Source organism: Streptomyces sp. NPDC018833 (assembly GCF_044390825.1).
Taxonomy (GTDB): Bacteria; Actinomycetota; Actinomycetes; order Streptomycetales; family Streptomycetaceae; genus Streptomyces.
Genome location: NZ_JBIRZM010000013.1, coordinates 27799 through 39564 on the forward strand (window position 1 = coordinate 27799; position 11766 = coordinate 39564).

Here is an 11766-nt window from a genome sequence, read left to right on the forward strand (position 1 = left end):
GACGGCCGCGGAGACGGCCGCAGAAATGGCTGCGGAAATGGCTGCGGAAATGGCTGCGGAGACGGCCGCGAAAACGGCCGCGAAAACGGCCGCGGACAGGGCTCGGGCGCGGGGCCCGCGGCCGCACCCGCCCGGGCGCGGCTCAGGCTCGGGCCCGCTGCGTGACTGCGATGCACACCAGGACGCCGACGGCGGCGACCGGGGCCGCGGGCGAGAGGTGCTCACCGAGCAGAGCCACCGACCAGACCAGGGTGAGCAGCGGTTGCGCGAGCTGGAGCTGGCTGGCGCGGGCGATCCCGATCTCCGCCATGCCCCGGTACCAGACGTACAGCCCGAAGAACGTCGACCCGGCCGCGACCCAGAGGAGCCCGGTCACGCCCCGCGCGGTGAGGTGCACCGGCTCGAAGGACAGCGCCACGAAGGATCCCGCCACGCTCAGCGGCAGGCACAGGATCAGGGCCCAGCCGATGACGTGCCAGCCGGGCATCACCGCGGCGAGCCTGCCGCCCTCGGTGTACCCGGCGGCGCAGACCAGGAGCGCTCCGAAGAGGTACAGATCGCCGGAGTGCAGTGTCCCGCCGCTCTGCTGCACGGTGAAGGCGATCACCACCACGGCTCCCGCGAGCGCCGCGGCCCAGAACGTGCGCGACGGCCTGCGGCCCGTGCGCACCGCCGCGAGGACCGCCGTGGTCAGCGGCAGGAGACCGACCACCACTGCCGCGTGCGAGGAGGTGGAGGTCCGCAGGGCGAGGGTCGTCAGCAGCGGGAAGCCCAGCACGACCCCGCCGCCGACCACCGCGAGACCGGCCCAGTGGCGGCGCTCGGGGACGGGGACGCGCAGCGCGAGAAGAAACCCGCCCGCGACGAGCGCCGCGAGGACACTGCGGGCGGTGACCAGGGACCAGGGGCCGAAGCTCTCCAGGCCCCAGACGGTGGAGGGGAAGGTCAGCGAGAAGGCGACGACGCCCAACGCCGCGAGGAGGGTGCCGCTGCTGACCGCTATCGAGGTGGTGCGAGTAGCGCTATCCTGTGCTGTCATGCAAGAGCGTAGCAGTGTGGCGGAACTGGCGAACTCCCTGAAGCAGGAGCTTGACCGCTACTCCCCGGGTGGAAAGCTCCCGTCGAGCAGGGCTTTGGTCGAGCGCTACCGCGTCTCCCCGGTGACCGTCTCCCGCGCGCTCGCCCAGCTCGTCGCCGAGGGGCTCGTCGTCACCCGTCCCGGCGCCGGTGCCTTCCGCGCCCACCCGCGCACCGCCACCCCGCCGAGCGGTGACACCTCCTGGCAGGAGGTCACGCTCAGCGCCGACGCCGCCGTTGAGGTCGTGCCCCGCGCCGTCGACGCCTCCGGCGTGCTCGTCACCCTGGCCGCGCCGCCGGCCGGGGTGATCGAGTTCAACGGCGGCTATCTGAACCCCTCGCTCCAGCCCGAACGGGCCATGGCCGCGGCTCTCGCCCGGGCGGGCCGCCGGCCCGGCGCCTGGAGCAGGCCGCCCATCGATGGTCTGCCCGAACTGCGCGAATGGTTCGCCCGCTCCATCGGCGATACCGTCGGCCCGGCGGACGTCCTGATCACCGCGGGCGGGCAGTCCGCGCTGACCACCGCCCTGCGCGCGCTCGCCCCGCCCGGCTCGCCCGTCCTCGTCGAATCGCCCACCTACCCCGGAATGCTCGCCATCGCCCGGGCCGCCGGGCTGCGGCCGGTCCCTGTCCCCGTGGACGCCGATGGGGTGCGGCCCGAACTCCTCGCCGCCGCCTTCCAGGCCACCGGGGCCCGCGTCTTCGTCTGCCAACCGCTCTTCCAGAACCCGACCGGCGCGGTCCTCGCCCCCGAACGCCGCCCCGACGTCCTGCGCATCGCCCGCGAGGCGGGCGCCTTCGTCGTCGAGGACGACTTCGCGCGGCGCCTCGTCCACGAGGACGCCGGCGCGCTGCCCGGACCCCTCGCCGCGGACGACCGCGACGGCGTCGTCGTCCACGTCAGCTCGCTCACCAAGGCCACCTCGCCCAGCCTGCGGGTCGGCATGCTCGCCGCGCGCGGACCGGTGCTCGAACGGCTCCGCGCCATCCATGTCGTCGACACCTTCTTCGTCCCCCGCCCCCTCCAGGAAGCCGCACTCGAACTCGTCGGCGCGCCCGCGTGGAACCGTCATCTGCGCAGCGTGGCCACGGAGTTGAAGGCACGCCGCGACACCATGACCGCGGCCCTGCGGGTCCACCTGCCGGAACTCGCGCTGCCGCACATCCCATCCGGCGGCTACCATCTATGGCTCCGCCTGCCCGACACCGCTGAGGAGGGCGTATTCGTCGCCGCGGCACTGCGGGCCGACGTCGCCGTGGCCCCCGGCCGCCCGTACTTCTGTGCCGAACCGCCCGCAGGTCACATCCGCCTGAGCTTCGCCGGCGTCGCGGGCGCCGCCGAGATCACGGAAGGCGTACGACGGCTGCGCGACGCCTGGCAAGAGTTTTCGCGGTGACCGGAAGTGCCCGGAATGCCCGATGACAGTCCTCGCGCCGCTGTGCGAGTCTCCCGCCATGACCGAGAAGATCCATGGCGCGTACACGATTTCCACCGACCCCGCCCGGCTGGACCCGGACAGGATCCACCGGTGGCTCTCCACCGACGCGTACTGGGCGCTCGGCCGCAGCCGCGAGAAGCAGGACCGGGCTGTCGCCGGATCGGTCAACTTCGGTGCGTACGAGACCACTTCGGGGTAGATGGCCGGCTACGCGCGCATCGTCACCGACCATGCCACCTTCGCCTGGCTCTGCGACGTCTACGTCGACCGGTCCGCCCGCGGCAACGGGCTGGGCAGCGCGCTGGTCGCCGCCGTCCGCGACCACTTCGCCCCCCTCGGGCCGCGCCGGATCCTGCTCGCCACCGACGACGCCCACGGCCTGTACGAGAAGCTCGGCTTCAAGGAGCTCGACGTCCCCGGCAACTGGCTCAACCTGATGTTCGAGTGACCCCCTTGACCTGCAAGGCTTTCCCCATCACCATCACGCCATGACTGTCCGGGTCACCCTGGTCGCCGCGGCGCGCAGCTCCTCGCTGCTCACCGAGCGGTTCGACGACGACCGGCCGCTCGATCAGGCCGGCTGGCACGAGGTGCAGCTCGCCGCGCACGCGCTCGTGCCGCTGAGCGCGGCCGAGCTGCGCTATTGCTCGCCGACCACCCGCAGTCGCGCGACCGGCGAGGCACTCGGCTTCGCGCCGCTCGCCCAGCCGGCCCTGCGCGACTGCGACATGGGCCGCTGGCGCGGCTACACGCTCGCCGAGGTGACCGCGCGCGAGCCCGCCGCGGTCGACGCCTGGCTCGCCGACCCGCGCAGCGCACCCCACGGCGGCGAGCCGCTGCTCGCCTTCATCTCGCGGATAGGCGGCTGGCTCGACACCCGGCCCGCGAACGACTGCGGTTCGATCGTCGCCGTGGCCGAGCCCGCCGTCGTACGGGCGGCCTTCGTGTACGCCCTGCGCGCCCACCCGGCGATGTACTGGAACGTCGACGTCCGCCCGCTGTCGACGGTCACCCTCACCGGTCGGCCGGGTCGCTGGAACCTTTGCCTGGAGGCCGCCGCCTGAACCGGCCGGGCCGCTGTGCCCGTGCCGTGCGGGCCGCGCTGCCGGAACCGGCTACTTCGCCGTTCCCACCACCCGCTCGGGCGTGATCCGGATGACGACGCGTACGGCCTCCGGCGGCAGGTCCAGATACTCCTGGCCCGCGCCCGGGCCTTCGTACTCCTCCGCCAGCCGCATCGCGAGCTCGCGTCCCTCGTCCTCCGCGACCGTGGCGGTTCCGCGTACCTCCACGTAGCGCAGCGGGTCCTCGCGGTCGTACACGGTGAGTGAGACGCGCGGCTCGCGGGCGATGTTGCGGTCCTTGCGGCGGCCGGCCTGCGAGGAGACGACGAGCTCGTCGCCCTCGCGGCCCACCCAGACGACCGAGGTCTGCGGGCTGCCGTCGGGCAGGACGGTGGCGAGCACCGCGGGATTCGGCGCATCGAAAATCAGGCGGGCGGAGTCGCTCAGAGACATCGGCATGGTCAGAGGGTAACGGCGGTACGGGCCATGGCAGTTGCCGGGCACCGCGCCTCTCACAGCGACGGGAGCTCGCGGAGCCTGCGCCGCAGGAACGCCGTCTCCGCCGCGTTCCCGGGGCTCGCGATCGCCGCTTCGTAGGCAGACGCCGCCTCGGCCCCGCGTCCCAGCCGTCGCAGCAGATCGGCCCGCACGGCGTGCAGCACACGGAACTGGTCCAGTGCCGGGGCGAGCGCGTCCACCAGGCCGAGCGCCGGTCCGGGCCCCTGCACCTCGGCCACGGCGACCGCCCGGTTGAGCGCGACCACCGGAGTCGGCGCGATCGCCGTCAACCGGTCGTACAGACGAAGGATCTGGTCCCAGTCGGTCGCGGCAGCGTCCGCCGCGTCGCTGTGGACCGCGCTGATCGCCGCCTGGATCTGGTACGGCCCCGGCCTGCCGCGATGCAGACACTGCCGCACCAGCGCCTGCCCCTCGGCGATCAGGTCGCGGTCCCACAAGGTCCGGTCCTGCTCGGCCAGCACCACCATTTCGCCGTCCGGCCCGGTGCGTGCCGGGCGCCGGGACTCCGTCAGCAGCATCAGCGCCAGGAGGCCGAGGACCTCGGGCTCGTCGGGCATCAGGCGAGCCAGCAGCCGGCCGAGGCGCACCGCCTCCGCGCACAGGTCCTCGCGCACCAGGCGGTCGCCCGAGGCGGCGGTGTAGCCCTCGTTGAGGATCAGATAGACGACCGACAGCACGGCGGGCAGCCGGTCGGGCAGCTCGGCCTGGCCCGGGACGCGGTAGGGGATCCGCGCATCGCGGATCTTGCCCTTGGCGCGGACGAGGCGCTGCGCCATGGTCGGCTCCGCCACCAGGAACGCGCGGGCGACCTGCGCCGTGCTCAGCCCGCCGAGCAGCCGCAGGGTCAGAGCGACGCGTGCGGCCGGGGCGAGTGCCGGATGGCAGCAGGTGAAGATCAGGCGTAGCCGGTCGTCGTGCACGGGATCCTCCTCGACGGGGCTCGCGCGCGCCTGCAGCAGCGCGGCTTCGGCGTGCCGGCTCGCCCGGGAGGCCTCCCGCCGCAGACGGTCGATCGCCCGGTTGCGGCCGGTGGTGATGATCCACCCCGCCGGGCTGGGCGGCAGCCCGGTCGCGGGCCACCGCTCCAGCGCCGTGGTGAACGCGTCCTGGACCGCCTCCTCGGCGATGTCGATGTCGCCGAAGACCCGGACGAGGACGGCGACTGCGCGGCCGTACTCCTCGCGGAACACGCGCTCGGTCGCCTCCGCCGTCACAGCGGGCGCGCGCCCTGCCGCGTCGGTGGCGGACATCATCCGCGGCTGACGTGAGCGAGCGGCCTCACCTCGATCGGAAGGGTGACCGCGCGGGCCAGCTTGCGGCCCCATGCGAGGGCCGCGTCGAGGTCGGGCGCCTGGATGACGGCAAAGCCGCCCAGATGCTCCTTCCCCTCGGCGTACGGACCGTCGGTGGTGAGCACCTCGTCGTCCTTGAGCCTGAGGACGGTGGCGGTGGACGGCGGGTGCAGGCCGCCCGAGAACACCCAGGCACCGGCCTCCCTGAGCTCGGCGTTGACGGCCTCGACGTCGCGCATGATCGGTTGAAGGATCTCGGGCGGCGGGGGGTTCCCGTCGGGCTGGTAGATGCTGAGCAGGTACTGCTGCATGGTGACCTCCTCGGTGCGGGCGCGGCGGGCATGCCGCGCTCTCACCCTCTACACGAACGGGCCGGCCCGTTCTCGACACGCCCCGCAGACAATTTTCCGCCCGTCGCGCGAGGTCGTCCCGGTTTCGTCGCCCGAGCCGGGTCCGATGCCCTCGCCCCTGCCGAGCGCGGGGGACCCGCACCCGACGGCCCGCACGATGGCCTCACGCGGGGTGGGCTCCAGGGCGACGTCGGAGCAGCCGGCGTCCGCCCAGGTTTTCCGTCCCCGATGAGTTCGGTCTGCTCGCAGCGGTCCAGGTGGCGGGCCTGTACGCGCCGAAGCGAAGCCCCTTTGTGGTGGAGTGACAACTTCCGGCCCGATCATCTCCGATGGGCACTGTGCCGCGGGGACCACCCCTGCCCAGCCAGTGGTCGAAGATCGGGTGCGGTGATCAACCGGGTGCCGGAGTACGATTCTGTAAGGTTCGGACACTCCCTTGATGGTGCATGCAGCTATGTGATCCAAGGTGATTGCATACATCTGCATTGCTGCGTATAGTCATGCCATCGATGAGGAGGATTTCCGATGACGGTTCGAGCAGCAGTGGCAGGGGCGAGCGGGTACGCGGGCGGTGAACTGCTCCGACTGCTGCTGGCCCACCCCGAGGTGGAGATCGGCACTCTCACCGCCAACTCCAACGCCGGCCGGCCCCTCGGCGCACTGCAGCCGCATCTGCTGCCGCTCGCCGGCCGGGTGCTCCGGCCGACGGCCGCCGACGCTCTCGCGGGCCACGACGTCGTCTTCCTCGCCCTCCCGCACGGTCAGTCCGCCGCCGTCGCCGAGCAGCTCGGTGAGGACGTCCTCGTCGTCGACATGGGAGCCGACTTCCGGCTCCGGGACGCCGCCGACTGGGAGAGGTTCTACGGCTCCGAGCACGCCGGGACCTGGCCGTACGGCCTGCCCGAACTGCCGGGTGCCCGCGCCGCGCTGGAGGGGGCCAAGCGCATCGCGGTACCCGGTTGCTACCCCACCGCCGTCTCGCTCGCGCTCTTCCCGGCGTACGCGGCGGGCCTCGCCGAGCCCGAGGCCGTGATCACCGCCGCGAGCGGCACCTCCGGCGCGGGCAAGGCACTCAAGCCCCACCTCCTCGGCTCAGAGGTGATGGGCTCCATGAGCCCGTACGGGGTCGGCGGCGGCCACCGCCACACCCCTGAGATGATCCAGAACCTCAGCGCGGCGGCAGGCGAGCGGGTCACCGTCTCCTTCACACCCACGCTCGCGCCGATGCCCCGCGGCATCCTCGCCACCTGCTCCGCCAAGGCCGTGCCGGGCACCGCCGCGCAGGACGTGCGCGCCGCCTACGAAAAGGCCCTCGCCGACGAGCCGTTCGCGCACCTGCTGCCCGAGGGCCAGTGGCCCGCGACAGCGTCGGTGTACGGGTCCAACGCCGCTCAGATCCAGGTGGCGTACGACGAGGCGGCCGGCCGCATCATCGCCATCAGCGCCATCGACAACCTCACCAAGGGCACCGCAGGCGGCGCGGTGCAGAGTATGAACATCGCCCTCGGGTTCGCCGAGGGAACCGGTCTTTCCACGATTGGAGTTGCGCCGTGAGCGTGACCGCAGCGAAGGGATTCACGGCAGCGGGCATCGCCGCCGGAATCAAGCAGAACGGCAACCCGGACCTCGCTCTCGTGGTCAACAACGGGCCGCGCCGCGCCGCCGCGGGCGTCTTCACCTCCAACCGCGTCAAGGCCGCGCCGGTCCTGTGGTCCGAGCAGGTCCTCAAGGGCGGCGAGGTCACGGCCGTGGTGCTCAACTCCGGCGGTGCCAACGCCTGTACGGGCCCCAAGGGATTCCAGGACACCCACACCACCGCCGAGAAGGCGGCCGACGTCCTCGGTATCGGCGCGGGCGAGATCGCCGTCGCCTCCACCGGCCTGATCGGCGTCCTGCTCCCCATGGACAAGCTCCTGCCCGGCATCGAGCAGGCCGCGGCCCAGCTCAGCGAACACGGCGGCGAGAAGGCCGCCATCGCCATCAAGACCACCGACACGGTCCACAAGACCGCCGTCGTCACCAAGGACGCCTGGACGGTCGGCGGCATGGCCAAGGGCGCCGGCATGCTCGCCCCCGGACTCGCCACCATGCTCGTCGTCCTCACCACCGACGCCGACCTGGACGCCGCCACCCTGGACAGGGCGCTGCGCGACGCGACCCGGCAGACCTTCGACCGGGTCGACTCCGACGGCTGCATGTCGACCAACGACACCGTGCTGCTGCTCGCCTCCGGCGCGTCCGGCGCGAAGCCCGCGCACGAGGAGTTCGCCGAGGCCGTACGCACGGTGTGCGACGACCTCGCCCGGCAGCTGATCGGCGACGCGGAGGGCGCGTCCAAGGACATCCGCATCGAGGTGATCAACGCGGCGACCGAGGACGACGCCGTCGAGGTCGGCCGCTCCATCGCCCGCAACAACCTCCTCAAGTGCGCCATCCACGGCGAGGACCCCAACTGGGGCCGGGTGCTCTCCGCCATCGGCACCACCACCGCGGTCTTCGAGCCCGACCAGCTGGGCGTCGCCATCAACGGCGTCTGGGTCTGCAGATACGGCTCCGTCGGCGAGGACCGCGACCTGGTCGACATGCGCTACCGCGAGGTGCGCATCACCGCCGACCTGGCCGCGGGCACCGAGTCCGCCGTCATCTGGGCCAACGACCTGACGGCCGACTACGTCCACGAGAACAGCGCGTACAGCTCATGAGCACGACGAGGAAGCACACCGCACTGCCCAAGGCGCAGATCCTCATCGAGGCGCTGCCCTGGCTGACCCGTCACAACGGCAAGATCGTCGTCATCAAGTTCGGCGGCAACGCCATGGTCGACGAGGAGCTCAAGGCCGCCTTCGCCCAGGACGTCGTCTTCCTGCGGCACGCGGGGCTCAAGCCCGTCGTGGTGCACGGCGGCGGTCCGCAGATTTCCGCGGCGCTCGACCGGCACGGGCTGGTCAGCGAGTTCAAGGCCGGCCTGCGGGTCACCACGCCCGAGGCCATGGACGTCGTACGGATGGTGCTCGCCGGGCAGGTCCAGCGCGAGCTGGTAGGCCTGCTCAACCAGCACGGGCCGCTCGCCGTCGGCCTCACCGGCGAGGACGCCCACACCATCACCGCCACCAGGCATCAGCCGACCATCGACGGGGAACTCGTCGACATCGGCCGGGTCGGCGAGATCACCGACATCGACACCGGGGCCATCGAGGCGCTGCTCGCCGATGGACGCATCCCGGTGATCTCCTCGATCGCCCGTTCCGAGGACGACGGACATGTCTACAACGTCAATGCTGATACGGCGGCTGCGGCACTCGCCGCGGCGCTGGGCGCCGAGACGCTGATGGTCCTCACCGACGTCGAGGGCCTGTACGAGGACTGGCCCCACAGCGACGAGGTGATCAGCCGCCTCACCGCCACCCAGCTGGAGAAGCTCCTGCCCGACCTCTCCAGCGGCATGGTCCCCAAGATGGAGGGCTGCCTGCACGCCGTGCGCAACGGGGTCAACACGGCCCGGGTGATCGACGGCCGGGTCCAGCACTCGATCCTGCTGGAGATCTTCACCGACGAGGGCATCGGCACGATGGTCGTGCCGGACGGACAGGGGGACTGACATGGGCAACCAGGAGCTCACGCACCGGTGGCAGGGCGTGATGACGGACAACTACGGCACGCCGAAGCTGTCGCTGGTCCGCGGCGAAGGCACCAAGGTCTGGGACGCCGACGGCACCGAGTACACCGACTTCGTCGGCGGCATCGCGGTCAACGCGCTGGGCCACGCCCACCCGGCGATCGTGGAGGCCGTCTCCCGCCAGATCGCCTCCCTCGGCCATGTCTCCAACCTCTTCGTCGCCGAGCCGCCCGTCGCGCTCGCCGAGCGGCTGATCCAGCTCTTCGGCCGCCAGGGGCGCGTCTACTTCGCGAACTCCGGCGCCGAGGCCAACGAGGCCGCCTTCAAGATCGGCCGGCTCACCGGCCGCCGGCACATGGTCGCGACGACCGGCGGGTTCCACGGCCGGACCATGGGCGCCCTCGCGCTGACCGGACAGCCCGCCAAGCAGCAGCCGTTCCTGCCGCTGCCCCCGGACGTCACCCATGTCCCCTACGGCGACGCCGAGGCGCTGCGAGCGGCCGTCACCGAGGACACCGCCCTGGTGATCATCGAACCCATCCAGGGCGAGAACGGCGTGGTCGTACCGCCCAAGGGGTATCTGGAGGCCGCCCGGGAGATCACCCGGGCCACCGGCGCGCTGCTGGTCCTCGACGAGGTCCAGACCGGCATCGGCCGGACCGGGCACTGGTTCGAGTACCAGGCGCACCAGGGCGTCGAGCCCGACATCGTCACGCTGGCCAAGGGCCTCGGCGGCGGACTGCCGATCGGTGCGACCGTCGTCTTCGGCGCGGCGGCGGACCTGCTGAAGCCGGGTCAGCACGGGACGACGTTCGGCGGCAACCCCGTCGCCTGCGCCGCCGGACTCGCCGTTCTCGACACGCTCGCGGCCGACGGCGTGCTCGACTCGGTCAAGCGGCTCGGCGAGAAACTGCGCGACGGAATCGAGGGTCTCGGGCACCCGGTCGTCTCCCATGTCCGTGGCAGCGGCCTGCTGCTGGGTATCGTGCTCACCGGACCGCTCGCACCGAAGGTGCAGCAGGCGGCCCAGGATGCGGGTTTCCTGGTGAACGCCCCCGCGCCCGATGTCGTACGGCTCATGCCGGCCCTGATCATCGGTGACGTCGAGGTGGACGCGTTCCTCCGGGCCCTGCCCGGCATCCTCGACGCGAGCAACGGGGAAGGACAAGCCGGAGAATGAGACGACGATGACACAGGCCCGGTACCCCGAAAGCGCTGAGCACGGCGGCCCCGCCGTACCGCAGACCCGCACGGCCCGCCACCGCCGGATCGTGGACATCCTCAACCGTCAGCCGGTGCGCTCCCAGAGCCAACTGGCAAAGCTCCTCGCGGACAACGGTCTGAGCGTCACGCAGGCGACGCTCTCCCGCGACCTCGACGAGCTGGGCGCGGTGAAGATTCGCAACACCGGGGGTGAGCTGATCTACGCGGTGCCCAGCGAGGGCGGCTTCCGCACCCCGCAGGCGCCGCTGGGCGAATCCGCGAAGGAGGAGCGCATGCGGCGCCTCTCCGCCGAGCTGCTGATCTCCGCGGAGGCGTCGGCGAACCTCGTGGTGCTGCGGACGCCGCCGGGCGCGGCCCAGTTCCTGGCCTCGGCCATCGACCAGGCCGAACTGCACGACATCCTCGGCACGATCGCGGGTGACGACACCCTGATGCTGATCAGCCGCGACCCGGCCGGCGGCCAGGCGCTCGCGGACCATCTCCTGCGGCTGGCCCAGAAGGAGCGCTGAACCGATACGCCATGGCCCCGCCCCTGGGGGCGGGGTCATGAGGTGCTATTCGGCGGGCGCGGCCGAGGGCAGGGGAGGCAGCGGGAGCGGAAGCCCCGGCAGGCCGTCGATGCTCGCCGCGATGTGCTCCTTCTTGGCGAAGTAGGCGTCCAGCGAGGCGTCATCCTCGCGCGCGAAACGCTTCCGGTGCAGGTCGCGGTCCTCGTCGTACGTCATGAAGGGCACCCCGTACCCACAGGTGTCCCGGATCAGTTCGGCCCTCACCACGATGACGGCGCGCAGCCCGTGCGGCACGGGGTCGATGCCGGGGAAGTGCGCGAGCAGCTCCGCCCAGCGCTCGTCGTCCCGGAAGACCGGCTCCCCGCGGCCGTGCACACGCACGATGTCGGGCGGCCCCTGGAAGGCGCACCACATGAGCGTGATGCGCCCGTTCTCGCGCAGATGGGCGATCGTCTCGGCGTTGCTGCCGGCGAAGTCCAGGTAGGCGACGGTCTGTTCGTCGATGACGGCGAAGGAGCCCTTCAGGCCCTTGGGGGAGAGGTTGACCGTTCCCTCCCCGTCGAGCGGCGCGGTGGCCGTGAAGAAGAGCGGTTGGGCCTCGATGAAGGCGCGGAGTCTTCCGTCTATGCGCTCATACGTCTTTCCCATGGGGCGATTGTGCCGTGGCCAGTGTCGC

General features: G+C 72.0%; 12 protein-coding genes and 1 pseudogene. 8 read left to right on the plus strand and 5 right to left on the minus strand.

The genetic code is table 11. The features are described 5' to 3' along the window. Positions 1 to 142 precede the first annotated feature (142 nt). Positions 143 to 1039, minus strand: a complete 897-nt coding sequence (locus tag ACH5AF_RS24355) for a DMT family transporter (protein ID WP_398904178.1) — start codon at positions 1037 to 1039, stop codon at positions 143 to 145. Between ACH5AF_RS24355 and ACH5AF_RS24360 the strand changes: the two genes are divergently transcribed. The 3 genes and pseudogenes from ACH5AF_RS24360 (at position 1038) to ACH5AF_RS24370 (ending at position 3580) form a co-directional block, all read left to right on the plus strand. Next, positions 1038 to 2474, plus strand: coding sequence for a PLP-dependent aminotransferase family protein (locus ACH5AF_RS24360; protein ID WP_398904180.1), 1437 nt, complete (start codon positions 1038 to 1040; stop codon positions 2472 to 2474). The genes ACH5AF_RS24355 and ACH5AF_RS24360 overlap by 2 nt on opposite strands. Before the next feature lie 22 nt (positions 2475 to 2496). Then, a pseudogene (locus ACH5AF_RS24365) lies at positions 2497 to 2964 on the plus strand (GNAT family N-acetyltransferase). Positions 2965 to 3004: 40 nt separating this feature from the next. Next, positions 3005 to 3580, plus strand: coding sequence for a histidine phosphatase family protein (locus tag ACH5AF_RS24370; RefSeq protein ID WP_398904182.1), 576 nt, complete (start codon positions 3005 to 3007; stop codon positions 3578 to 3580). 51 nt (positions 3581 to 3631) lie between these two features. Here the strand turns inward: ACH5AF_RS24370 and ACH5AF_RS24375 are convergent, their stop codons facing one another. Genes ACH5AF_RS24375 through ACH5AF_RS24385 form a run of 3 tightly spaced genes read right to left on the minus strand, consistent with a single transcriptional unit; the run spans position 3632 to position 5702 of the window. Next, entirely contained in the window at positions 3632 to 4039 is a 408-nt protein-coding gene (locus ACH5AF_RS24375; protein ID WP_398904184.1) for a PPOX class F420-dependent oxidoreductase, read from the minus strand. Between the two features lie 53 nt (positions 4040 to 4092). Next, positions 4093 to 5352 (minus strand): RNA polymerase sigma factor, encoded by a 1260-nt coding sequence (locus ACH5AF_RS24380; RefSeq protein WP_398904186.1) that lies wholly within the window; start codon positions 5350 to 5352, stop codon positions 4093 to 4095. Further along, positions 5349 to 5702 carry a YciI family protein gene (locus tag ACH5AF_RS24385; RefSeq protein WP_398904187.1) on the minus strand — a complete coding sequence of 118 codons (354 nt, stop codon included), beginning with the start codon at positions 5700 to 5702 and terminating at the stop codon, positions 5349 to 5351. The genes ACH5AF_RS24380 and ACH5AF_RS24385 overlap by 4 nt, the downstream gene beginning before the upstream one ends. A gap of 564 nt (positions 5703 to 6266) precedes the next feature. Here ACH5AF_RS24385 and argC point away from each other — a divergent pair. From argC to ACH5AF_RS24410, 5 genes are read left to right on the plus strand one after another with little or no spacing between them, the layout of a single operon-like run. Beyond that, complete coding sequence (gene argC, locus ACH5AF_RS24390; RefSeq protein WP_398904188.1) at positions 6267 to 7295, plus strand: N-acetyl-gamma-glutamyl-phosphate reductase; 1029 nt, start codon at positions 6267 to 6269, stop codon at positions 7293 to 7295. Continuing rightward, complete coding sequence (argJ, locus tag ACH5AF_RS24395; protein ID WP_398904190.1) at positions 7292 to 8443, plus strand: bifunctional glutamate N-acetyltransferase/amino-acid acetyltransferase ArgJ; 1152 nt, start codon at positions 7292 to 7294, stop codon at positions 8441 to 8443. The genes argC and argJ overlap by 4 nt, the downstream gene beginning before the upstream one ends. Continuing rightward, positions 8440 to 9339: an acetylglutamate kinase gene (gene argB / locus ACH5AF_RS24400; RefSeq protein ID WP_398904191.1), complete on the plus strand. Its 900-nt coding sequence runs from the start codon at positions 8440 to 8442 to the stop codon at positions 9337 to 9339. Before argJ ends, argB begins: the two co-directional genes overlap by 4 nt. Position 9340: 1 nt before the next feature. Further along, a complete protein-coding gene (locus ACH5AF_RS24405) occupies positions 9341 to 10537 on the plus strand; it encodes an acetylornithine transaminase (RefSeq protein ID WP_398904193.1) in 1197 nt (398 codons plus the stop codon). A 7-nt stretch (positions 10538 to 10544) separates the two neighbouring features. Continuing rightward, positions 10545 to 11090, plus strand: coding sequence for an arginine repressor (locus ACH5AF_RS24410; protein WP_398904195.1), 546 nt, complete (start codon positions 10545 to 10547; stop codon positions 11088 to 11090). Between the two features lie 45 nt (positions 11091 to 11135). On the opposite strand, the gene ACH5AF_RS24415 is transcribed toward ACH5AF_RS24410, so the two are convergent. Further along, a complete protein-coding gene (locus tag ACH5AF_RS24415) occupies positions 11136 to 11738 on the minus strand; it encodes a pyridoxamine 5'-phosphate oxidase family protein (protein ID WP_398904197.1) in 603 nt (200 codons plus the stop codon). Between the last annotated feature and the right edge of the window lie 28 nt (positions 11739 to 11766).